Here is a 21,735-nt window from a genome sequence, read left to right on the forward strand (position 1 = left end):
CTGTGTTATAACGTTTTAATTCCAGCAGTCCAAAAGGGACTCATAACGAAAAGGGAGGACGATCATGACCATTCTCAGAAAGCTTCAGCTGTCTGCCGCAGCTGTCGCGCTGTCGACCACGGGGGTCGTGGCGCAGGAAGTTGAAGTTCTTCACTGGTGGACATCTGGTGGCGAGGCCGCGGCGCTGAACGTGCTGCGCGAGGATCTGGCCGGCAGCGGCATCGGCTGGACCGATATGCCAGTGGCCGGCGGCGGCGGCTCCGATGCGATGACCGTTCTGCGCGCCCGCGTGACCGCAGGCGACCCGCCCACCGCCGTGCAGATGCTCGGCTTCTCCATTCAGGACTGGGCCGCCGAAGGCGCGCTGGCCAATCTCAACGATCTGGCCGCCGAACAGAACTGGGACGATGTCGTGCCCGCGGCGCTGCAGCGTTTCTCCACCTATGACGGTGACTGGGTGGCGGCACCGGTGAACGTCCATTCGACCAACTGGGTCTGGGCCAATACCGCGCTGATGGAAGAGCTTGGCATCGAACAGCCCGGAACATGGGATGAGTTCGTGGCCGCAATGCAGGCCGCGCAGGATGCGGGCTACACCGCACTCGCCCATGGCGGTCAGGCCTGGCAGGACGCCACGATCTTCGATTCGATGGTGATGGGCGTCGGTGGCCCCGAATTCTATCAGGCCGCGATGGTCGATCTCGACCCCGAGGCGCTGGGCTCAGCCCAGATGGTCGAGGCGTTCGAGCGTATGGCCGTATTGCGCGGCTTCGTGGACGACAACTTCTCGGGTCGCGACTGGAACCTCGCCTCGGCGATGGTCGCCAATGGCGACGCGCTGTTCCAGATCATGGGGGACTGGGCCAAGGGCGAGTTCATCAACGCAGGCCAGACCGCCGGAGAAGAGTTCCAGTGCTTCCGCGTGCCGGGCACCGAGGGAATGGTCACCTTCAACTCCGACCAGTTCGCGATGTTCAACGTGACCGACGCCGCGGCGATGGAGGCGCAGACGGCCATGGCCTCGGCGGTGATGAGCCCCGAGTTCCAGGTGGCCTTCAACACGGTCAAAGGCTCCGTGCCCGCCCGGACCGATATCTCGCCGGAGGCGTTCGATGCCTGCGGACAGATGGGGATGGCGCAGCTTGCCGAAGCCGCGGCCAGTGGCGGGCTTTTCGGGTCCATGGCCCATGGCCATGCCAACAATCCGTCGGTGCAAAATGCGATGTATGATGTGATCACCGCGCATTTCAACGGCGAATACGATGCCGAAACCGCTGCCCAGGAAATGGTGACAGCCGTCGAACTGGCGATGTAACGCCTGTCGGGACCGGCCCTTTTTTCGGGGCCGGTCCATGGGTCCGGGCAGGGGCCCGGTCGTCACCGCAACGACAAAGGGGAGGGGGCCAATGGCTGCTACCGACGCCGGGCAGGATACGGGCGTGGATTTCCGCACGCGTCTTCAGAACTGGCTGCCCAAGATCGTTCTGGCGCCGTCCTTTGCGGTGATGGTGATCTTCGTTTACGGCTTCATCGCCTTCACGGTCTATCTGAGCTTCACAGACAGCCGCATGCTGCCGTCATACGAATGGGTCGGCTGGCAGAATTACGACCGGCTGTTCCGCGTCCGCGAATGGGATATCGCGGTCAAGAACCTCGCCATATTCGCCTCGCTCTACATCGTGATCTGCACGCTGATCGGCCTGATGCTGGCGATTTTTCTGGATCAGAAGATCAGGGGCGAAGGTATTTTGAGGCCCATCTTCCTTTATCCCATGGCGCTCAGCTTCATCGTGACGGGCACTGCTTGGAAGTGGTTTCTGGACCCCGCGATCGGGCTGGAAAACACCATGCATCTCTGGGGCTGGGAAAGCTTCACCTTCAACTGGATCAAGGATCGCGAAATGGCGATCTACACCATCGTCATCGCCGCGGTCTGGCAAAGCTCGGGCTTCGTCATGGCGATGTTTCTGGCCGGTCTCCGCGGGATCGACAACGAGATCCTGAAAGCCGCCCAGATGGACGGGGCCTCGAACTGGAACCTGTATCGCCGGATCATCCTGCCGCAGCTTCGGCCCGCGTTCCTGTCGGCCTTCGTCATTCTCAGCCACCTTGCGATCAAATCCTATGACCTTGTGATCGCCCTGACCGGCGGCGGGCCGGGCAATGCGACGGCGCTGCCTGCGACCTTCATGTATTCCTACACATTCACGCGCAACCAGATGGGCATCGGCGCCTCGTCTGCGGTGATCATGCTGATGACCATCGCGGCGATCATGGTGCCCTATCTCTATGCCGAATTGCGGGAGAAGAAGTGATGGCCATCGCATCCGCCGACACCGCAATCCGGTCCTCCAGCTTCAGCCGGGTGCTGATCTATCTGGTGCTTCTGCTCTTCGCCCTGTTCTACCTGCTGCCCTTCGGCATCATGCTGGTGAACTCGCTCAAGCCGCTGGAGGAGATCACCGGCGGAAACATGGTGTCGCTCCCCCGGGAATGGACCATCGCGCCCTGGCTGAGCGCCTGGTCGACCGCGCAGATCGGGGTGGAGCCGACCGGCCTGCGCCCGTATTTCATCAACTCGATCGTGATGGCGGTGCCCGCCGTGGCGCTGTCGACCATCGTGGGGGCGCTCAACGGCTATGTTCTCACCAAATGGCAGTTCCGGGGCGCGACGCTGATCTTCGGGCTGTTGCTCTTCTCCTGCTTCATCCCGTTCCAGATCGTCCTGATCCCGATGGCGCGCATTCTCGGCATTCTTGACATCGCCGGCACGACGACCGGTCTGATCCTTGTGCATTTCGTCTACGGGATCGGGTTCACCACGCTCTATTTCCGGAACTACTATGCCGCGTTCCCCACGGAGCTGGTGCGCGCCGCACAGATCGACGGGGCGGGTTTTTTCCAGATCTTCTGGCGGATCATGCTGCCCAGTTCGGGGCCGATCATCGCGGTGTCGTGTATCTGGCAGTTCACCAATATCTGGAACGATTTCCTGTTCGGCGCCTCCTTCGCATCGGGCGGGTCCGCCCCGATGACGGTGGCGCTCAACAATCTCGTCAACTCCTCCACGGGTGTGCGCGAATACAATGTGCATTTTGCCGGCGCCATCATGGCGGCCGCACCCACTCTTCTCGTTTACATCGTCGCTGGCCGCTACTTCGTGCGCGGTCTGATGGCGGGCTCAGTCAAGGGATAAGTCCGATGGGTTTTCTCGACATCAACAACGTCACCAAATCCTACGGCGCGGTGGAGGTGCTGCATAAGGTCGATATCGAGGTGCAGGAGGGCGAGTTTCTTGTTCTTGTCGGCCCCTCGGGCTGCGGCAAGTCCACGCTTCTCAACATGATCGCGGGGCTGGAGGGGATCACCTCCGGCGAAATCGCCATCAAGGACCGGGTGATCAACGGCGTGCACCCGTCCAAGCGCAACATCGCGATGGTGTTCCAGTCCTACGCGCTCTACCCCAACATGACCGTCGGCCAGAACATCACGTTCGGGCTTGAGATGCATGGCGTTCCGAAGGCCGACCGCGACCGCGCGATGGCGGATGTGGCCAAGCTGCTGCAGATTGAAAACCTGCTTGACCGGAAACCCGGCCAATTGTCCGGCGGTCAGCGGCAAAGGGTGGCGATGGGCCGTGCGCTTGTCCGCAACCCGGACGTGTTTCTGTTCGACGAGCCGCTGTCCAATCTCGATGCCAAGCTGCGCGTGGACATGCGGACCGAGATCAAGAAACTGCACCAGAAGCTGGGCACGACGATCGTTTACGTGACCCATGATCAGATCGAGGCGATGACGCTCTCCACCCGTATCGCGGTGATGTATGACGGCTATGTGCAGCAGCTCGGCACGCCCAAGGAGATCTACGACAACCCCGCCAACCTGTTCGTGGCCAGCTTCATGGGCTCGCCCTCGATGAACGTGCTGCCGGCACGGTTGCGGAACTTGAATGGCGAGATCCACGCCGAGATCACCGGCGCGGAGGATCAGCCGCTGCATCTGCGGATCGAAAACGCGCCGGAGAGCTACCGGGCCTATCTGGACGCGGAGGTGATGCTGGGCATCCGCCCGGAGGCGATCACCGATCCCGAAGGCGCCGACCGCAACGCCCGCAATATCCAGTCGCTGCACAACACGGTCAGCGTGACGGAACCGGCCGGCGCGGATACCTTTGTCAGCACGACGCTTTCGGGCAAGGACTGCATCGCGCGGATGCGGGCCGATGCAGATGTCCACCCGGGGCAGGCCTTCGATTTCGCGGTGAACATGGACAAGGCTGTGCTGTTCGACCCGAAGACCGAAGAGCGGATCGGCTGAGGCGGATGGGGTGGCCCGAGGCCGCCCTTTCTTTTATGTAGAAATTGGAATGTTCCAAGTGCAGATCGCGGCATGACGACCGACATCCTGATCATCGGCTCCGGCATGGGGGGTGCCACATTGGCCGCCGCCCTGGCGCCGAGCGGTGCGCGGATCGTGGTTCTGGAGCGGGGGGATCATCTGGCCGACAGCCCCGCCGCGCGCGACCCGCAGGCGATTTTCCGCGACGGCGTTTTCCGGCCCGATGAGACATGGCTGGACGGGCAGGGCGAACCGTTCAATCCGGGCAACTACTATTGCGTTGGCGGCAACAGCAAATTCTACGGTGCCGCACTGATCCGGTTTCGCGAAACGGATTTCGCGCCGGTCCGGCATATGGGCGGCACGACATCGGGCTGGCCCTTCGACTATGCCGAACTGGAGCCGTGGTATCAGGCCGCCGAAGAGATGTATGAGGTGCGCGGGTGTTTGGGCGAAGACCCGACCGAGCCGCCCCATTCGGGCAGATACCCGCATCCGCCCGTGCCCGATGAACCCGAGATTGCGGCGCTTCGCGCCCGGCTTGTCCGTATCGGGCTGCATCCGTCCTCCCTGCCGCTTGCGGTCGATCTGCCCCGCTGGCTGGCGCGGGGCCAAACGCCATGGGATGCGTTCCCCGATACCGATGGCTCCAAGATGGATGCCGAAAGCGTGGGGATGCGCCGGGCCTTATCCTTTGAAAACGTAACCTTGCACACCGGTATGCATGTGGATCGTCTGTTGGCCGATGACGCGGGGCGCATCACGGCGGTACAGGTCACCGGCCCCGATGGCCGGTCAGAGATCGCGGCCCGCAGCTTCGTGCTGGCCGCTGGCGCGGTGAACAGCGCGGCGATCCTGCTGCGCTCGGCCACGGACGCTTATCCCAAGGGGCTCGCCAATCGCTCCGATCAGGTCGGGCGGAATTTCATGAACCACAACTGTTCCGCCGCGCTGGCGATCCATCCCTGGAGAAAAAATCGTTCCGTCTATCAAAAGACGATTCAGATCAACGACTTCTATGGAAAGCCTCATGCCGGCGACATGCCTCTTGGCAACATTCAACTGCTTGGGCGCGTCTCCGGCCCGATCCTCGCCTCGCAGACCGGGCTGCCGGGGCTCGTTGCCCGATGGATCGCGGATCATGCGATTGATTTCTACGTGATGTCCGAGGATCTTCCCGATCCTGAAAGCCGTGTCACGCTGCGGGGGGATCGGATCGTGCTGGACTGGAAGCGCTCCAACTGGGCGGCGCATGACGCGCTGGTGGCGCGGCTGAAACGGGTTCTGCGCAAGGCCGGTTTTCCGGTGGTCCTGTCGCGGCCGTTCGACCGGCGCACACCGTCGCATCAATGCGGCACCGCCCGTATGGGGACCGATCCGGCGCGCAGCGTGGTCACGCCGACAGGCCGTGCCCATGACCATCCGAACCTGTTCATTGCCGATGCCAGCATCCTGCCCACATCGGCGGCGGTGAACCCGGCGCTGACCATCGCCGCCAACGCCTTGCGGATCGCCCATCATTTCCAGCAGAGGGAGCGTGCCATATGACCCGAACAGCCCTGATCGCCGGCGGCCAGCAAGGCATAGGTCTCGGCATTGCGCGGGCCCTTCGCGGGGCCGGCTATCGCGTCGCGGTCTGCGCGGAGCAAGCGGCGGACAGCGCCGCCGTGCGTGGTGTCGTGGAAGAACTGGAGGTTGAGTATTTTGTACATGATCTCAGCTCTCTGGGGAACGAAGCTGATCTGATCACGGAGGTCGAATCCCGCCTCGGCCCGCTGACATGTTTCATCTCGAATGCGGGGGTTCCGGCGCATGTGCGGGGCGATATGCTGGGGTTGATGCCGGACAGCTTCGATCATGTCATGTCGGTGAACCTGCGCGGCGCCTTCTTTCTGGCGCAGGAGGTCGCAAGGCGGATGCTGGCCACCCCCTCGGCGCATTACAGATCGCTGCAATTCGTCACCTCCGTCAGTGCGTCCATGGCCTCGGTCGAGCGGGCGGAATACTGCATGTCCAAGGCGGCGGCCTCGATGATGGCGCAGCTTTTCGCGGCCCGGCTTGCCGAGGCGGGGATCGGCGTATTCGAACTTCGCCCGGGCATCATCGAGACGGCGATGATCGCAGGCGCGAAGGACATCTATGATGCGCGTATCGCCGCGGGTCTGGTGCCTGCCAAACGGTGGGGGCAGCCCGCCGATCTGGGCCAGGTGGCCGCGGCCCTGGCCGAAGGTCAGTTTGCGTTTTCCACGGGTGCGATCATCCCGGTGGATGGCGGCCTGTCCATAGAACGGTTGTGAGGGAACGGATGGCCGAGAGTTACGACATCATCATCGTGGGCGGGGGCAGTGCGGGATGCGTGCTGGCCGCGCGGCTGTCCGAAGTGCGGGAGTTGCGGGTCTGCCTGCTGGAGGCCGGCGGCAGCGACCGGCACCCGTTTTACAAGATGCCCGCCGGCTTCGCCAAGATGACCAGGGGTATCGGGTCCTGGGGGTGGCGGACGGTTCCCCAGAAACACATGAAAAACATGGTGATCAACTACACTCAGGCCCGCGTGATCGGCGGCGGGTCGACGGTGAACGCGCAGATCTACACGCGCGGCAATGCGCTGGATTACGACGAATGGCGGCAGATGGGGTGCGACGGCTGGAGCTATGCCGACGTGCTGCCGTATTTTCGCAAGGCGGAAGACAACGACACCTATGACGACGCGTTTCACGGGCGCGGCGGTCCCTTGGGCGTGTCGCAACCGCGCGCCCCGCTCCCGATCTGCGAGGCCTATTTTGCGGCAGCGGGGGAGCTGGGCATCCCGCGGGCCGGCGACATGGCCGGAGAGAACCCGGAGGGCGTGGGGTTTTACCAGCTGACACAAAGAGATGCGCGCCGATCTTCAACCTCCGTGGCGTATCTGGGGCCGGTGCGTGGGCGGCCCAACCTGACCATCAGAACCGGGGCGCAGGTCCGTCGTCTGATCATCGAGACGCATCGGGCCGTCGGTGTCGAACTGATGGATGGCACCCGCCTGATGGCCGGAGCCGAGGTGATCCTGTCTTCCGGCGCGATCGGGTCGCCGCGCCTGTTGATGCTGTCGGGGATCGGCCCGGCAGACCATCTGTCCGAGGTCGGGGTGCCCGCGATACTGGATCAGCCGGAGGTCGGTGCGAACCTGCAGGATCACCTCGATCTCTTCACGATTTCCGAATGTACCGGCGATCACACCTACGACAAGTACGCCCGCCCGCACTGGTCCGCGCTGGCCGGGTTGCAGTATCTGCTGACAAAACGGGGCCCGGTCGCCTCCAGCCTGTTTGAGACCGGCGGGTTCTGGTATGCCGAGGAGGGCGCGCGAAGCCCCGATCTCCAGTTCCATCTGGGGCTTGGGTCGGGGATCGAGGCGGGCGTTGCCAAGATGCGGAACCCCGGCGTCACGCTCAACTCCGCCTATCTGCGCCCCCGGTCGCGCGGTACTGTCCGACTTCAAAGCGCCGATCCGTCCGCCGCGCCGCTGATCGACCCGAATTACTGGGCCGACCCGCATGACCGGGCGATGTCGATACGCGGCCTGAAGCTGGCGCGGGAGATCTTGCGGCAACCCGCGCTGGCGCCCTTCGTCGAGCGGGAGGTTCTGCCGGGGCCGGATGTCCGGACCGATGCGGAGTTCTTCGATTTCGCCTGCGCCAACGCGAAAACCGATCATCACCCGGCGGGCACCTGCCGCATGGGCGCGGATGCGACCGCCGTGGTGACGCCGCGTCTGCGGTTCAACGGCATCGACGGGCTGCGCGTGGTCGATGCGTCGATCATGCCGCGCCTGATCTCCTCCAACACCAATGCGCCGGTGATCATGATCGCGGAGAAAGCCGCCGATCTGATCCGCGCCGATCACGGGGTCTGAACCGATGCTCTTGCCAGGCCGTGATGGCCGCCTGAAACCCTATCGCCTGACCGGGGCCTCCTTGACCCCGCGCGCCCCACGCCGGCCGTTCACCCGGACGGCATTCGCCGCGGCCCATGTAGTCAGCGACCCGCTGGCTGAGCGCGACCCGTGGCAGGGCCGCCCTGCGGTGGATTGGGATGCAACGCTGAAATTCCGTCATTATCTGTGGGATCAGGGCCTTGGTCTGGCCGAGGCGATGGACACCGCCCAACGCGGCATGGGCGTGGATTGGCCGACGGCGCGGGAGCTGATCGAGCGGACGATGCGCGAGGCAAAGGCGCATCCGCTGGCCCCCCGCGTCGCCTGTGGCGCCGGGACCGACCACATCGCGCCCGACGATTTGCGCGACGCGGACGCCATCATCGCGGCCTACGAACATCAGATGGAGGTGATCGAGGCCGCGGGCGGGCAGGTCATCTTGATGGCGACCCGGGCCTTGCCCGCAATCGGCGCGGGCCCGGAGACCTATGCCCGTGTCTATGGCCGTCTTCTCGATCAGGCCCGGGACAAGGTGATCCTGCATTGGCTGGGCGATATGTTCGACCCGGCGCTTGCGGGCTACTGGGGCGGGGCGGATGTAAACGCGGCCTCCGATGCGGTGCTCGCGATCATTGCGGCCCGGGCGCACAAGGTCGACGGTATCAAGATTTCCCTTCTGGATCAGGCGCATGAAGAGGCTTTTCGCAAGCGGCTGCCCGCCGGTGTCCGCCTTTATACGGGCGATGACTTCAACTATGCGCCGCTGATCGAAGGGGACGGCCGGTATCATTCCCACGCGCTTCTGGGCATTTTCGCGGCCATCGCCCCGGCGGCATCGCAGGCATTGGAGGCGCTGGCGATGGGCAACAGCGCAGAATATCACGCGCTTCTGGCCCCGACGGTTCCGCTGTCGCGGGAGATTTTCAAGGCGCCCACACAGTTCTACAAGGCAGGCATCGCCTTTCTGGCCTGGCTGAACGGGGCACAGGATCACTTCATCATGCCCGGCGGTTTCCAATCCTCCCGCGAGATCACGCATTATGCCGAGGTTTTCCGCCTCGCCGATCAGGCCCGGCTTTTGACCCGACCGGATCTGGCAGAGACGCGGATGCGTATGCTACTGGGTCTGCACGGGATCGACGGGGGCTAGGCCGGGCTTGGGCAAGAGACCAACCATTCTGGATGTGGCGCACCATGCGGGCGTGTCCAAATCCACGGTGTCGCTGGTGTTGCAGCGCAGCCCGCTGGTGAAGGCGCAAACCGCCGAACTGGTGCGCAAATCCATGGCCGATCTGGGCTATGTCTACAACCGCGCGGCGGCGCAACTCCGCTCGGGCGGGGTCGGGCTGATCGGGATGGTGATCAACGATCTGAGGAACCCGTTTTTCACGGAGTTCGCCATATCGGTGCAGATGGCCCTGTCCGCGCGGGGCTACGCCACGATCGTCTCGAACTCGGATGAGGACGCGGACCTGCAGGCGCAGGTCACAGGCTCGATGATCGAACACGGGGTGTCGGGCCTGATCATGTCGCCCGCCTACGGGGACGCCACGGGCGCGCTTTTCGACCGGATCGCCCGGGCCGGGCTGCCCTGTTTGCAGATGCTGCGACAGGTCGATCCGCGGACCGATCTCTTTCCCTTCGCATCCTTCGACTACAGCGCGGGCGGGCGCGCGGCGACGCGGGCGCTTCTGGCATCCGGGGCGCGGAACATCGCCTTTGTGGGCGGGGTCGAGGGGCGCGAGATCACGCAGGAGCGCCTGTCGGGCTATCTGTCGGAGACGCGCAGCGCGGGACGGGATCCATTCGTCCTTTATGGGCGCGCGTCCCGCGCTTTCGGGCGCGATGCGGCGAAGGTTCTGGCCCGCGAGCACCCCGAAATAGATGCCGCGATCTGTTTCAACGATCTTGTCGCCCTTGGGGTGCATTCCGGCTGCGCCGAGATCGGACGGCGGGTGGGTGCGGACTTTCAGCTGATCGGGTTCGACGATATCGAGGAATCTGCACAGGTTTATCCACAACTCTCCTCGGTAAGTTGCGATATTGAAAGCTTTGGGTCTTATACTGCTTATCTGATGGCTGAATGGTTGGAAAAAGGAAATAAACCCGCGCCGGAGTATCGGGCGCCGGTGCGTCTGGTAACCCGATCTTCAAGCCGTGAGCCCGACAGATGACCGCTCCCGCCCTGCTTCGCGGCCTTTTCGACCGCGCCGTGGAAGTGGCCGACCCGATGCGCAGCCTGTCTGCGTATCTGCCGCCGAAACCCTCCGGGCGAGTGGTCGTCGTCGGGGCAGGCAAGGCGTCGGCCCGGATGGCCGAGGCGGTCGAACGGGCCTGGGGCCCTTGCGAAGGGCTGGTCATCACCCGCTACGGCTATGCACGGGCCTGCCAGGGGATCGAGATCGTCGAGGCCGCACATCCGGTGCCCGACGAGGCAGGCGAGGTCGCCACAAGGCGCATGCTGGCGCTCCTCCACAGTCTGGGGGAGGAGGATTTCGTGCTGGCACTGATCTCGGGCGGCGGATCGGCCCTGCTGACCGCCCCGGCTGCGGGCATCACCCTCGCCGAGAAACGCGCGCTGACCCAGGCGCTGCTGGCGTCGGGTGCATCGATCGGCGATATCAACGGCATCCGAAAGGAGGTGTCCGCGGTCAAGGGCGGGCGGCTTGCGGCTGCGGCCTATCCGGCGCGGATGCTGGCGCTGATGATTTCGGACGTGCCGGGAGACAATCCGGGCGATATCGCGTCGGGCCCGACGGTGGGCTATCGGGGCGATGCGGTGCGCGCCTTGGCGACCCTGGATCGGTGGGGCGTGACGCCGCCCGATGCGATTGGGGATTTTCTGGCCGCAGGGGGAGATCCGGTCCGGCCGGACGATCCGCGCCTGTCCCGCGTGGAAAACGTGGTCTACGCCGCCCCGTCGCAGTCTCTGGCCGCAGCGGCGGAAATGGCGCGGGCCCGCGGGCTGACCGTGGAGATGCTGGGCGACGCGCTGGAAGGGGAGGCACGACGCATTGCGGCGGACCACGCGGCGCTTGCCCGCGCGCGGCAGCAAGGCCTGACGCCCGGCGCCGCCGGCCACCTGATCCTGTCCGGCGGGGAGTTGACCGTTACCCGGCGTGGTGGCGGCAGCGGTGGGCCCAATGCGGAATACGCGCTGGCGCTGGCCATCGCGCTGAAGGGCGCGCCGGGCATTCATGCGCTTGCCTGCGACACCGATGGCGTCGATGGCGCAGCCGAGGTGGCCGGGGCGCTGATCGGCCCCGGAACGCTGAGCAAGGCCGCGGCCGCCGGGATCGACCCCGAAGCGGCGCTGGCCGATAATGACAGCCACGGGTTTTTCGCAGCGACCGGAGAGCAGGTCGTGACCGGCCCGACCCTTACCAATGTCAACGACTTCCGGGCCATCCTTGTAGAAAGACAGACCTGATATGCTGAAACACTGCGTTTTTGTTGCCGCGAACACACCTGACGCCTTGGCGCAAACCGCCGAAGCCATGGCATTGATCGAGGGGCTTTTGCCCAAGATCCCGGGCATGCTTGATCTGGCCCATGGCCCCAACCGGGATTTCGAGGAGAAAACCGGGGCCTATCCTTACGGCTTCATCATTAGTTTTGAGGGTCGCGCGGCCCATCTGGCCTATGAGAACCACCCCGATCATCAAAGGGCGGGCGCATTGCTGGTGGCTGCCGCGACCGGCGGCGCAGACGGGATACTGGTCGCCGATTTGGAGGTGTGAGAGCGGGGGGCGCAGTGTTTGCCTGATCGCCGGAAATGCGATAGACGGCGGTGATATAGCAAGACGCATTCAATCCGGCTCACACAGTCTCTTTGCATCCATGTCCGTGAACTCCATGACCGAAGATCAGACCCAGGCCGCGTTGCTGACCCGCATGGCCGATGGCGACCGGCAGGCGCTGGCGGCGCTTTACCGGGCATTGGAAAAGCCGGTTTTCAGATTTATCCGCTCCAGATTGAACGATCCGTTCGAGGCCGGCGACATACTCCATGACGTATTCATGGAGGTGTGGCGTTCCGCCGGCCGTTTCGAAGGGAGATCGAAAGTGCAGACATGGATATTCGGCATCGCCTATCGAAAGGTGATCGACGCCCATCGCAAACGCGGCCGCACCGATCTTGTGGGAGACGTTCCCGACAGCGCGGATGAAGGCCCCGATGCGGAGACCTGTCTGGCCGCGGGGCAGGAGGCCGAACATGTGCGCCACTGTCTTGGCACGCTGAAGGATGACCACCGGGCCGCCATCTCGATGGCATTCTACGACGACATGACCTATGGCGAGATCGCCGAGATCGCAGGCGTGCCGGAAGGCACGATCAAGACCCGGATCTTCCACGCCAAGAAACTGCTGATGCGCTGCCTGTCCGGCCGTGTCGCACGGAGGGCGCCCGCATGACCCGGCCTGTCGAAGAGCTTCTGCCGTTTTACGTCAACGGCACCCTCGGCGCAGCCGAGCGCGCCGAGGTCGATGCGGCGCTTGCCGACAGTGCCGATCTGCGCGCCGAACTGGAGGTTCTGACGGCCCTGCGCAAGCAGATGCAGGCCGACGAGGTCGAAAGCCCCGGTGAGTTCGGGCTGGCCCGGCTGATGCGCGATGTCGATCGGGAGGGCCCCCCGTCTTCCGCGCCGGTGGAGGAGCCCGGCACTGTCGTGCCGGTCCGGCAGTTGCGGATCTGGCAGATCGCGGCGGCGCTGGTTCTGGCGATTGGCTTGGCGCAATCCTTCGTCTTGCTGAACGCGCCCGGCGAGCCCGGGTTCGAACTGGCCAGCGGCGGCGCGGCCGGAGCGGATTTCGTGGTAGGCTTCGCCCCGGATGCCACGGAGGCCCAGATTCGCGCGCTGTTGCTGGACGCGGGCGTCGAGATTTCCGCCGGACCCTCCGCGTTGGGCCTCTATGAACTGGCCGTGCTGGACGAAGCGGGAGTTGAGGCGGCCGAAGAGATGCTTCTCGCGGCGGAAGGGCGTCTGATCGATACGCTGGAAGTCACGGCCCCTTGAAACGAGGTTGATGAAAATGCGGGTTATCGCGGTGCTTCTGATCGTTTTGCTGGGCCTCGCGCTGCCCGCTGCGGTCGCGGCGCAGACCACCGGCCAGCAGGGCTCCCGCCCGCAAGGCGAGCCGACCCCACGCGATGACGGGGCGTGGGAGGAAAGCCGCCGTGCGGCCTCCACCGACGCGCACAGGATCGCGGGAAACCTACTGGAATACATCGTGATCGGCCCGCCGGGCCAGTCCAACGCCGTGATCCAGGCCTTGACTGCGGCGGGCGCGGAACTGCGCCGGACCCGCGATTACCCGACGCTCAACCGGCGCGGGCTGTTCTTCGATTTCCGCAACCGTCTGCAACTGGCCGAAGCCGAACGGATCCTGGCCCAGGCCGCGCCGCAGAGCTTCGTCGACATTCATGCCTTTTACCGGTTTGCCCAGGGCAGCCCGCGGATATACGCCCCCGAAATGGTGGGCGTGGCATCGCCGGGCCTTTGCCGCATCTCCGGCTCGGTCACGCTTGGCCTGATCGACGGGCCCGTCGATACCTTGCACCCCGCGCTGCAAGCCGTGCAGATCACGAACGAAAGCGTTCTGAACCGGGGCGAACGCCCACCCGCTGCGGACCATGGCACGGCCATTGCGATCCTGATGGCCGGGCAGGACGGGGGCGGACCGCTGACAGGTCTGGCCGGGGGCGCCCGGCTTCATGCGATCTCCGCCTTTTCGCGGAATGCCGGGCGGGAGGCGGGCGATATCGAGCGGATTGCGGCGGCCATCGACCGGCTGCTGAGCCGGAATGTGCGCCTGATCAACATGTCCTTTGCCGGGCCGCAGAACCGGGCCATGGCGGCCGTGCTGGAGGCTGCGGCCGGGCGTGGCGCGGTGATGATCGCCGCGGCCGGCAATAACGGCCGTGATCTGGCCAGCTATCCGGCGGGCTACCCCGATGTCATCGCCGTAACCGCCATCGATGCAGGCTATCGGCGGTACCGGCGGGCCAATTTCGGCACGCATATCGAATTTGCCGCCCCGGGTGTGGACCTTTTCGTCGCCACGCGACGCGGTGGCAGTTACGCCTCCGGCACATCCTACGCGGCGCCGATCGTCACGGCACTGGCCGCGCGTCTGGCCCCGTCCGCGTCGGTCCAGACGGTGCGCAGCCGGCTGCGTGCGGCGTCCGTCGATCTGGGCAGTCCCGGCCGGGATGCGGAGTTTGGCTGGGGCCTTGTCCGCGTGCCGGGCTGCTAGGCGTCAGCGCGTTTCCCGCGTCTCCCGACCCTTTCGCCATCGCGCCTGTCGGGGCCCCGATCCCCGCCGCCGTGGAGCCGACCCCGATACCGATCCCGGTGATGCCGCCGCCCTATCCGAGGCCGGTTCCGCCCTCCGAGGATGCCGCCGATACGGCCCCCGATCCGGGTGAGGGGATCGACCCCGAACTTGCGGCTCTCCTCGGTCTGATCGAGGCACTTGCCGGGCTCTGAACCGTCCCCGATCAGTTGCCCGGCGGAACCGGCCTGCCGAGGTCCCGCGGCAGGCCGGTCTTTTCAGGCGACCGCCAGTCCCTCGTTCGACAGCCCGTCAAGCTTGGGCATCAGCGACAGCAGATCGCGGGTATAGGGATGCTGCGGTCTGGCAAACAGATCCTCGGTATCGGCGACCTCGACCAGTTTGCCGCCCTTGAGCACGCCCACCCGGTCGCACATTTGCCGGACCACGGGCAGATCGTGGGAAATGAACAGCATCGTCAGATTCAGATGCTCCTGCAAATCCTTGAGAATATTGAGGATCTGCGCCTGGATGGAGACATCCAGCGCCGAGGTCGGCTCATCGCAGATCAAGAAGCGCGGTTGCGTCGCCAGCGCGCGCGCGATGGAGATCCGTTGCCGTTGCCCGCCCGAAAACTCGTGCGGATACTTCAGCCCCGCATCCGCCCCCAGACCGACGCGGTCAAGCAATTCGCTGACCCGCGCCTGCAACGGCTCCCCCGACAGCAGCCCGTGATGGCGTGCGGGCTCGGCCACGATCTGATCGACCCGCATGCGCGGGTTCAGGCTGGAATAGGGATCCTGAAAGATCATCTGGATCTGCTTGCGGTAGAAATCGGGCACGCCGCGCCGCCCCGCCGTGACCTCCTGGCCTTCGAAGCGGACCGATCCCTCATCGACCGGATAAAGCCCCGCGATCATCCGCGCGATGGTGGATTTCCCCGACCCGCTTTCGCCCACCAGCCCGAACACCTCGCCCTGCCGGATCTCGAAATTGGCGTTGTCGACCGCGGTGAAGAACTCCCGGCGCGATGGCAGCAGGGCGGCCTTCTGCAGGAACCGTTTGGTAAGCCCCGACACCTCCAGCAGCGCGCTTCCCCGCTCGGCTTCGGTGGAGGGCCAGTTGCGGGCCAGATCCTCGATATGGAATTCCGTCACCCGCCCGCCATAGCTGATCAGCGGGAACCGGTTCAGCTTGACCGTGGGGCGGGGAACGGCGGCGATCAGCGATTTCGTATAGGGATGATCGGGCTGGCCCAGAACCTGTACCGTTGCCCCGCTTTCGACGACTTCGCCCTGATACATCACGGTGACCTTGTCGGTCGTGTCGGCGATGACGCCCATGTCATGGGTGATCAGGATCACACCCACCTGGCGTTCGCGCGCCAGTTCCTTGATCAGGTCAAGGATCTGCGCCTGAATCGAGACGTCGAGCGCGGTCGTGGGCTCATCCGCGATGATCACGTCGGGCTCGGAACACAGCGCAAGCGCGATCACCACACGCTGGCGCATGCCGCCCGAAAACTGGTGCGGATACTGGTTCACACGGATTTCCGGGTCGGGAATACCGACACGGTTGATCAGTTCGATCGCGCGGGCGGCGGCGGCCGCGTCGTCGAAGCCCAGATGCTCCTGAATGGTCTCCACCAGTTGCTGTTTCACGGTGAAAAGCGGGTTCAGCGAGGTCAGCGGATCCTGAAAGATCATGCTGATCTTCCTGCCCCGAAGCGCCTGCATCGCGACGGCATCCAGCCCCGAGATCTCCTCGCCCCGGAAGCGGATCGTGCCGCTGGTGATATGCCCCGGCGGGTCCAGAAGACCCATGACGGCGGCGCCGATGGTGGATTTGCCGGCCCCGCTTTCGCCCACCAGCCCGTGGATCTGGCCCGGTTCGACGGTCAGATCGGCCTTGTTGACGGCGACGAAGGTCTTGCGGCGGGTGGGGAACTCCACCGTCAGGTTGCTGATCTCAAGCAATGCCATCGGAGCGCCCTCCCATCATCGCCAGACCAGCCCGAAGACAAACAGCAGCACGAAGACGATGCCGCCGAACACCGCGAATTGCTTGCCGCGCGACAGGCGCGGCAGCGGCGAGAACATCACCAGCGCGTAATAGACGCCCACCACCAGCAGAACCTGCGCGATGTAGCGCCCCCAATCGACCTCCATCACGGGCCCCCTTCATCAGCGCAACCTCGGGTTCAGCGCATCGCGCAGCCAGTCCCCGAGCAGGTTGACCGCCAGCGCCAGCGCCAGCAGCGTGCAGGCCGGGAAAAACAGGATCCACCACTCGCCGGAGAACAGGAAGCCCTGACCGATCCGGATCAGCGTGCCGAGCGAGGGCTGGGTCGGCGGCGCGCCGACGCCCAGGAAGCTGAGCGTCGCCTCGGCGATGATCGCCAGCGCCAGCGAGATCGTGGCGATCACCAGAACCGGGGAAAGTACGTTGGGCAGGATATGACGCACCATGATCGCCAGCGGGGTGCGCCCGATCAGCCGCGCGGCCTGCACGTATTCCTTTGATTTCTCTACAAGGGTTGCGCCGCGAACCACCCGCGCGAACTGCACCCAGTCACTCAGCCCGATGGCGATGATCAGCACCCAGATCGCGACCTGATCGCGGTATTCGATGGGCGTGATCCCCTTGGCGACCCCGAAGATCAGCATCGCGACAAGGATCGCGGGGAAGGTCAGCTGCACATCGGCCACGCGCATGATGATCGTTTCGGTCCAGCCGCCCACATAGCCCGCCAGAAGACCGAGGGAGATCCCCAGCACCATGGCGAAGAGCACCGCGGCGAAACCCACGAAGAGCGAAATCCGCAGCCCGTAGAGGATGGTTGAAAACACGTCGCGCCCCTGATCGTCGGTGCCGAGCAGAAAGCTTTCGCCGGTAAAGGCGTTGGCCTCCCCCGGCGGGGTGAACCCGTTCATCAGGTTCAGCGTTGCGGGGTTGAACGGGTCATGGGGGGCGATCAGCGGGGCGAAAACGGCCGCCAGAACAAGCAGAAGCGTCACGAAGAGCGAGACCATGGCCACCGGCGAGTGGCGGAAGGAATAGCCCACGTCGCTGTCCCAGGCCATATACAGGCGCGACCGCGCGCGGGCTTTTTCCGGCGGGGTGATCGGCGTGTCGGTCATCAGCTTTTCCCTTCGGTCCGCAGCCGCGGATCAATCGCCACATAGAGCAGGTCAACCGCCAGATTGATGCCCACGAACATGACCGAGATCAGCATCAGATAGGCGGCCATCACCGGGATATCGACGAACTGGATGGCGTTGATGAACAAGAGCCCGACACCCGGCCACTGGAACACGGTTTCGGTGATGATGGCGAACGCGATGATCGAGCCAAGCTGCAACCCGGTCACGGTGATCACCGGCACAAGCGTGTTTTTCAAGGCGTGGCGGAAGTTTATCGCGCGTTGTTTAAGCCCGCGCGCGCGGGCGAAGCGGATGTAATCCTGCCGCAGCACCTCCAGCATTTCCGAGCGGACCAGCCGCATGATCAGCGTCATCTGGTAAAGGCCGAGCGTGATCGAGGGCAGGATCAGCGCCATGAGGCCCGATTGGGTCAGAAAGCCGGTGGACCAGCCGCCGATCTGCACAACCTCGCCGCGTCCGAAACTCGGCAGCCAGCCCAGTTCCACCGAAAAGAGGTATATCAATAGTATACCAATCAGGAAGGTGGGCAGCGACACGCCGATCAGCGACAGGGTCATGATCGCGTTCGAGGCGAAGCCGTCCCGTCGGATCGCCGTGAAGACACCAAGCCCGATGCCAAGGACCAGCGCAAAGACACCCGAGACCGCCGCCAGTTCAAGCGTTGCGGGAATGCGCTCGGCGATGATCTCGGAAACCTGCCGGCCCTGACGGTAGGAGATCCCGAATTCGCCCTGCACGGCGCCCTGAAGGAAGCGGTAATATTGCACGACGAAGGACTGGTCGAGGCCGAGCTGTTCGCGCAGGCGTTCCACATCCTCCATGGTGCGTTCCTGACCGAGCATGTTGTCGACCGGATCGCCCACGAACCGGAACATGGCGAAGGCCACGAGCCCCACGACCAGAAGCACAAGAACGGATTGCAGCACGCGGCGTATGATATAGTTGAGCATCCCGCTGTTCTGCGTTGCGGGCGGGCGCGGGTCAAGGGTTCTGCGCGGGGGAGGAGAGGGTTGTGATCCAGGTTTTCGCCGATCGGGCCGCATGGGGCGCGCCGACGGCCCGGCGATGCCGTCGGGAAGACGGCAGGCGCGCGCCGCCCGCCTGTCTGCGCATTCCGGCCGGCCGCCGCCGGACAGGGGCCCGGCGGCGGCGGTTTGGAACCGGTGTTCAGTTCACCGTCACCCAACGCAGGATGAAGAAGTTGTCGGGGCGTTGCGTGAGGTCGATATTGTCGCGGGTGCCCCAGATCAGCGGCTGCACATACATCGGCAGATAGACCATATCCTCCTGAATGATGCCGGCGGCCTCGTCCAGCATGGCCTGCCGCGCGGCATCGTCGATCTCGGACTGGATCAGGGGAAGCATCTCGTCGATGCGCGGGTTGGAATAGCCGCCGAAATTCCACGTGCCGAGCCGCTCGCCCGATGTATGGACCAGAAAGCGGATCGGGTGTTCGGCGTCGAAGGTGCCGGGCGACCAGCCCAGAAGATACATGTCGAAGTTATCGGCACGCAGTTCGGGCCAGTAATTCGAAACGGGCATCGCATCGAGCTGCGCCTCCAGCCCGATCTGCGCCAGCATGCCGACCACGGCCTGACAGACGGATTCGTCGTTCAGATAGCGGTCGTTCGGGCAGGACAGACCGAAGGGGAACCCGTCGGGATATCCCGCCTCGGCCAGAAGCGCGCGCGCGGCGTCCAGATCGACGGCGGGGCGGGCCGCATGGATCGCGGAATAGCCGCGCATGGCGGGGCTGACCAGCTGGCTGGCGGGTTCGGCATTGCCGCGCATGATGGTTTGCAGGATCGCGTCGACATTCACCGCATGGGCCACGGCGCGCCGGACGCGGACATCGGCAAACGGGTTCGGCGCGCCCGCATCGGCGCCCCCGTAGAGCACCTCGTGGTCATGGGCGAAGCCCAGCATGATCACGCGCGCCTCGATCCCCTGGACAACCTTGACGCCGTCCGTTTCCGACAGTCGCGCGGCATCCTGGATCGGCACCGGGTCGATCATGTCCACGTCGCCCGACAGGAGCGCGGCGACCGCGGTGGCCGAATTCTGGATCGGCGTCAGTTCGGCGCGGGTGATGTTGTGCTCCACCTCGCCCCACCAGCCGTCGAAGGGCACCAGAACGGTGCTGAGGCCCGGCTGCCGTTCGGCCAGCATGAAGGCGGCGGTGCCGTTGGCGTTCAGCGTGGCGTGGTTTTCCGCGTCCCGGGCGGGCAGTTCCGCACCATTGGCCGCGGCCCATCCACTGTCCATCATCATCCAGTTGGCGATGCTGTCGGGAAAGATCGGCTGCGGCGAGGTGGTCATGATGTCCACGGTGAACTCGTCGACCACGATGACCTCGGAGACGGGGGAGAACCAGCTTGCCACATCCGACTGTTCCGAGGATGCGCGTTGATAGGAGAACAGCACATCCTCGGCGGTGAAGGCGCTGCCGTCATGGAAGGTCACGCCCTGGCGCAGGGTGAACCGCCAGCCGTCGCCGGCCCCGATCGGCTCCCATCCCGTGGCGAGCGCCGGTTCGATCGACATGTCGCGGCCGCGCCGGACAAGCCCCTCGTAGACATTGTTCAGAAAGCCGAGCACCGGTGCCGAGCTGACCGCGTGGGGGTCCATGGTTTGCGGATCGGTGGTGGTGGCCCACCGGAAGGTTTCCGCGGTGGCCGCGGTGCCAAGGCAAAGCGCCATGGCGGTGAGTGTCAATGCGCGTTTCATCGGCAGCAGTCCCTTGAAGATATGCGCCCTGCCGTCAGGGCCTGCGGCAGCCTGACCGAGAAGCCGCGCCGGCGCAAAGAGACCCCGATCACAACCCCGTGAGGCGCAACCGGCCATCGGCGGGTGACATGTGGACCGTCATGCGCGGCGCACGGCCCAGTCGAGCGGCGATCCCTGATCGATCTCGGAGATCAGAATATCGGGGCCTTGTGTGCTGGCGCGGTGCAGCGCGTGCTTGAGCCGGTCCCAGACCGTGTCGATCTTTTCGCTGAGGCCGGGGCGGACGAGCCCGATGCTGACGGTGGAACAGCCCACATCGCCGGGCGCAAGGTCGACGACCATATCGCCGATCTTTTCCCGGAGCATATCCATCACCCATTCCGCGTTTTCGGTATCCTTATCGTGCATTGCGATCCCGAATACGGATTTGCTGAGCCGCGCGACGCGGGTGCCCGACTGGATGTGGGAGGTGACGTGATCCATGATCGCGGAGATCAGCCTGTCGGCCATCCGGGATCCGTAGAGATCCGAGATCTCGTCGAAGTCATCGACCCTGATCGCGGCCACGGCCGGCAAGGGCCGGTCGCTCAGGATATCTTCCTGCAACATGGCCTGCCACCGGGCGCGGTCGACCATCTGGCTGATCGGCCGGAGCTCTTCAAGCCGGCGCCGTTTTTCGAGCATGTCGATGATCACCGTGGACAGGTGCGACAGGATCGTCCGGTCGGTCTCGGTGAAATCCCTGGGTTGCAGCCCGATCGCGCAGATCGTTCCAAGCTGGTAGCCCTCGGGCGTACGGAGCGGGCAGCCGATATAGCTGCGCACGAAGGGCGCGCCCGCCACGAGCGCGTTTGCGTTGAACCGGGTATCCTGACGCATGTCCGGCACGGCCAGTATCTCGGGCTTGCGGATCGTGTAGTCGCAGAAGGCGAGGCCGCGTTCGGTGCCGCGGATATCCACGCCGGTGGCGGATTTGAACCACTGGTGATGCTCGTCGATCAGCGCGATGGTCGACACTTCGGTGCCGACCGTGGCCTGCACCAACTGCGTTATCGCGTCAAAGGCGGCCTCCCGCTCGGTATAGAGGACGTTGTAGTTTTCCAGCGCGCGCATGCGGCCGCGTTCGTCGGATCGGAACGGTGTCAAGACGGCTCTCCGGCAGGGGGACATCGATCCGCCGACGCTAGACCGGATAGGTAAACCAATACCTAAGCGGAGCGGGGTGCCGGGCGCGAAAAATCACGCAATTGAACCGATTTCCCGTACACCGTCGGGCCGGCCCCGGAACCTGCGAAACGCCAAGGGGCGCCGCCGGTC

21 protein-coding genes are annotated in these 21,735 nt (G+C 64.8%); 15 read left to right on the forward strand and 6 right to left on the reverse strand.

Annotation, left to right across the window (positions count from 1 at the left end; translation table 11 throughout):
- Nucleotides 1–64 precede the first annotated feature (64 nt).
- The 15 genes from ACQ651_RS02865 to ACQ651_RS02935 all read left to right on the forward strand — a co-directional run bounded on the left by ACQ651_RS02865 (nt 65) and on the right by ACQ651_RS02935 (nt 14,742).
- The gene (locus ACQ651_RS02865) at nt 65–1,315 is read left to right on the forward strand and encodes an ABC transporter substrate-binding protein (protein ID WP_227285233.1); all 1,251 of its coding nucleotides are present in this window, start codon (nt 65–67) and stop codon (nt 1,313–1,315) included.
- Nucleotides 1,316–1,406: 91 nt separating this feature from the next.
- The gene (locus ACQ651_RS02870; RefSeq protein WP_227285234.1) at nt 1,407–2,315 is read left to right on the forward strand and encodes a carbohydrate ABC transporter permease; all 909 of its coding nucleotides are present in this window, start codon (nt 1,407–1,409) and stop codon (nt 2,313–2,315) included.
- Entirely contained in the window at nt 2,315–3,196 is an 882-nt protein-coding gene (locus ACQ651_RS02875; protein WP_121898551.1) for a carbohydrate ABC transporter permease, read from the forward strand. Before ACQ651_RS02870 ends, ACQ651_RS02875 begins: the two co-directional genes overlap by 1 nt.
- 5 nt (nt 3,197–3,201) lie before the next feature.
- Complete coding sequence (locus tag ACQ651_RS02880) at nt 3,202–4,317, forward strand: ABC transporter ATP-binding protein (protein WP_227285235.1); 1,116 nt, start codon at nt 3,202–3,204, stop codon at nt 4,315–4,317.
- 72 nt (nt 4,318–4,389) lie between these two features.
- Nucleotides 4,390–5,886, forward strand: coding sequence for an FAD-dependent oxidoreductase (locus ACQ651_RS02885; RefSeq protein WP_430448225.1), 1,497 nt, complete (start codon nt 4,390–4,392; stop codon nt 5,884–5,886).
- Entirely contained in the window at nt 5,883–6,635 is a 753-nt protein-coding gene (locus tag ACQ651_RS02890) for a 3-ketoacyl-ACP reductase (protein ID WP_430448226.1), read from the forward strand. Before ACQ651_RS02885 ends, ACQ651_RS02890 begins: the two co-directional genes overlap by 4 nt.
- 8 nt (nt 6,636–6,643) lie before the next feature.
- Complete coding sequence (locus ACQ651_RS02895) at nt 6,644–8,230, forward strand: GMC family oxidoreductase (protein ID WP_430448228.1); 1,587 nt, start codon at nt 6,644–6,646, stop codon at nt 8,228–8,230.
- Between the two features lie 4 nt (nt 8,231–8,234).
- Nucleotides 8,235–9,401 (forward strand): dihydrodipicolinate synthase family protein, encoded by a 1,167-nt coding sequence (locus tag ACQ651_RS02900; protein WP_375550271.1) that lies wholly within the window; start codon nt 8,235–8,237, stop codon nt 9,399–9,401.
- A 7-nt stretch (nt 9,402–9,408) separates the two neighbouring features.
- The gene (locus tag ACQ651_RS02905; protein WP_227285240.1) at nt 9,409–10,425 is read left to right on the forward strand and encodes a LacI family DNA-binding transcriptional regulator; all 1,017 of its coding nucleotides are present in this window, start codon (nt 9,409–9,411) and stop codon (nt 10,423–10,425) included.
- Nucleotides 10,422–11,681 carry a glycerate kinase type-2 family protein gene (locus ACQ651_RS02910; RefSeq protein ID WP_430448230.1) on the forward strand — a complete coding sequence of 420 codons (1,260 nt, stop codon included), beginning with the start codon at nt 10,422–10,424 and terminating at the stop codon, nt 11,679–11,681. Before ACQ651_RS02905 ends, ACQ651_RS02910 begins: the two co-directional genes overlap by 4 nt.
- Nucleotide 11,682: 1 nt before the next feature.
- Complete coding sequence (locus ACQ651_RS02915; protein WP_227285242.1) at nt 11,683–11,991, forward strand: Dabb family protein; 309 nt, start codon at nt 11,683–11,685, stop codon at nt 11,989–11,991.
- 115 nt (nt 11,992–12,106) lie between these two features.
- Nucleotides 12,107–12,667, forward strand: coding sequence for an RNA polymerase sigma factor (locus tag ACQ651_RS02920; RefSeq protein WP_227285243.1), 561 nt, complete (start codon nt 12,107–12,109; stop codon nt 12,665–12,667).
- Nucleotides 12,664–13,269: a zf-HC2 domain-containing protein gene (locus ACQ651_RS02925; protein WP_430448232.1), complete on the forward strand. Its 606-nt coding sequence runs from the start codon at nt 12,664–12,666 to the stop codon at nt 13,267–13,269. Before ACQ651_RS02920 ends, ACQ651_RS02925 begins: the two co-directional genes overlap by 4 nt.
- 10 nt (nt 13,270–13,279) lie before the next feature.
- Entirely contained in the window at nt 13,280–14,509 is a 1,230-nt protein-coding gene (locus ACQ651_RS02930) for a S8 family serine peptidase (RefSeq protein WP_430448234.1), read from the forward strand.
- Between the two features lie 101 nt (nt 14,510–14,610).
- Entirely contained in the window at nt 14,611–14,742 is a 132-nt protein-coding gene (locus ACQ651_RS02935) for a hypothetical protein (RefSeq protein WP_286193336.1), read from the forward strand.
- A 63-nt stretch (nt 14,743–14,805) separates the two neighbouring features.
- Here the strand turns inward: ACQ651_RS02935 and ACQ651_RS02940 are convergent, their stop codons facing one another.
- The 6 genes from ACQ651_RS02940 to ACQ651_RS02965 all read right to left on the reverse strand — a co-directional run bounded on the left by ACQ651_RS02940 (nt 14,806) and on the right by ACQ651_RS02965 (nt 21,564).
- Nucleotides 14,806–16,509: a dipeptide ABC transporter ATP-binding protein gene (locus ACQ651_RS02940; RefSeq protein ID WP_430448235.1), complete on the reverse strand. Its 1,704-nt coding sequence runs from the start codon at nt 16,507–16,509 to the stop codon at nt 14,806–14,808.
- 15 nt (nt 16,510–16,524) lie between these two features.
- Nucleotides 16,525–16,695 (reverse strand): hypothetical protein, encoded by a 171-nt coding sequence (locus ACQ651_RS02945; protein WP_227285247.1) that lies wholly within the window; start codon nt 16,693–16,695, stop codon nt 16,525–16,527.
- 15 nt (nt 16,696–16,710) lie between these two features.
- The gene (locus ACQ651_RS02950) at nt 16,711–17,667 is read right to left on the reverse strand and encodes an ABC transporter permease (protein WP_227285248.1); all 957 of its coding nucleotides are present in this window, start codon (nt 17,665–17,667) and stop codon (nt 16,711–16,713) included.
- Nucleotides 17,667–18,641, reverse strand: a complete 975-nt coding sequence (locus ACQ651_RS02955; protein WP_227285249.1) for an ABC transporter permease — start codon at nt 18,639–18,641, stop codon at nt 17,667–17,669. Before ACQ651_RS02955 ends, ACQ651_RS02950 begins: the two co-directional genes overlap by 1 nt.
- 217 nt (nt 18,642–18,858) lie before the next feature.
- Nucleotides 18,859–20,418, reverse strand: coding sequence for an ABC transporter substrate-binding protein (locus ACQ651_RS02960; protein WP_430448237.1), 1,560 nt, complete (start codon nt 20,416–20,418; stop codon nt 18,859–18,861).
- Nucleotides 20,419–20,556: 138 nt separating this feature from the next.
- A complete protein-coding gene (locus ACQ651_RS02965) occupies nt 20,557–21,564 on the reverse strand; it encodes a sensor domain-containing diguanylate cyclase (RefSeq protein ID WP_430448239.1) in 1,008 nt (335 codons plus the stop codon).
- Nucleotides 21,565–21,735 lie beyond the last annotated feature (171 nt).

It is taken from the genome of Rhodophyticola sp., from assembly GCF_965284195.1.
Taxonomy (GTDB): Bacteria; Pseudomonadota; Alphaproteobacteria; order Rhodobacterales; family Rhodobacteraceae; genus Rhodophyticola.

Bases quoted from the DNA above. Each gene is read 5' to 3' on its own strand.
- ACQ651_RS02900 (WP_375550271.1), top strand. From the start codon at position 8,235: ATGCTCTTGCCAGGCCGTGATGGCCGCCTGAAACCCTATCGCCTGACC.
- ACQ651_RS02865 (WP_227285233.1), top strand. From the start codon at position 65: ATGACCATTCTCAGAAAGCTTCAGCTGTCTGCCGCAGCTGTCGCGCTG.
- ACQ651_RS02955 (WP_227285249.1), bottom strand. From the start codon at position 18,641: ATGCTCAACTATATCATACGCCGCGTGCTGCAATCCGTTCTTGTGCTT.
- ACQ651_RS02930 (WP_430448234.1), top strand. From the start codon at position 13,280: ATGAAAATGCGGGTTATCGCGGTGCTTCTGATCGTTTTGCTGGGCCTC.
- ACQ651_RS02875 (WP_121898551.1), top strand. From the start codon at position 2,315: ATGGCCATCGCATCCGCCGACACCGCAATCCGGTCCTCCAGCTTCAGC.
- ACQ651_RS02935 (WP_286193336.1), top strand. From the start codon at position 14,611: ATGCCGCCGCCCTATCCGAGGCCGGTTCCGCCCTCCGAGGATGCCGCC.
- ACQ651_RS02960 (WP_430448237.1), bottom strand. From the start codon at position 20,418: ATGAAACGCGCATTGACACTCACCGCCATGGCGCTTTGCCTTGGCACC.
- ACQ651_RS02950 (WP_227285248.1), bottom strand. From the start codon at position 17,667: ATGACCGACACGCCGATCACCCCGCCGGAAAAAGCCCGCGCGCGGTCG.
- ACQ651_RS02940 (WP_430448235.1), bottom strand. From the start codon at position 16,509: ATGGCATTGCTTGAGATCAGCAACCTGACGGTGGAGTTCCCCACCCGC.
- ACQ651_RS02895 (WP_430448228.1), top strand. From the start codon at position 6,644: ATGGCCGAGAGTTACGACATCATCATCGTGGGCGGGGGCAGTGCGGGA.
- ACQ651_RS02945 (WP_227285247.1), bottom strand. From the start codon at position 16,695: ATGGAGGTCGATTGGGGGCGCTACATCGCGCAGGTTCTGCTGGTGGTG.
- ACQ651_RS02920 (WP_227285243.1), top strand. From the start codon at position 12,107: ATGACCGAAGATCAGACCCAGGCCGCGTTGCTGACCCGCATGGCCGAT.
- ACQ651_RS02910 (WP_430448230.1), top strand. From the start codon at position 10,422: ATGACCGCTCCCGCCCTGCTTCGCGGCCTTTTCGACCGCGCCGTGGAA.
- ACQ651_RS02915 (WP_227285242.1), top strand. From the start codon at position 11,683: ATGCTGAAACACTGCGTTTTTGTTGCCGCGAACACACCTGACGCCTTG.
- ACQ651_RS02885 (WP_430448225.1), top strand. From the start codon at position 4,390: ATGACGACCGACATCCTGATCATCGGCTCCGGCATGGGGGGTGCCACA.
- ACQ651_RS02870 (WP_227285234.1), top strand. From the start codon at position 1,407: ATGGCTGCTACCGACGCCGGGCAGGATACGGGCGTGGATTTCCGCACG.
- ACQ651_RS02925 (WP_430448232.1), top strand. From the start codon at position 12,664: ATGACCCGGCCTGTCGAAGAGCTTCTGCCGTTTTACGTCAACGGCACC.
- ACQ651_RS02880 (WP_227285235.1), top strand. From the start codon at position 3,202: ATGGGTTTTCTCGACATCAACAACGTCACCAAATCCTACGGCGCGGTG.
- ACQ651_RS02890 (WP_430448226.1), top strand. From the start codon at position 5,883: ATGACCCGAACAGCCCTGATCGCCGGCGGCCAGCAAGGCATAGGTCTC.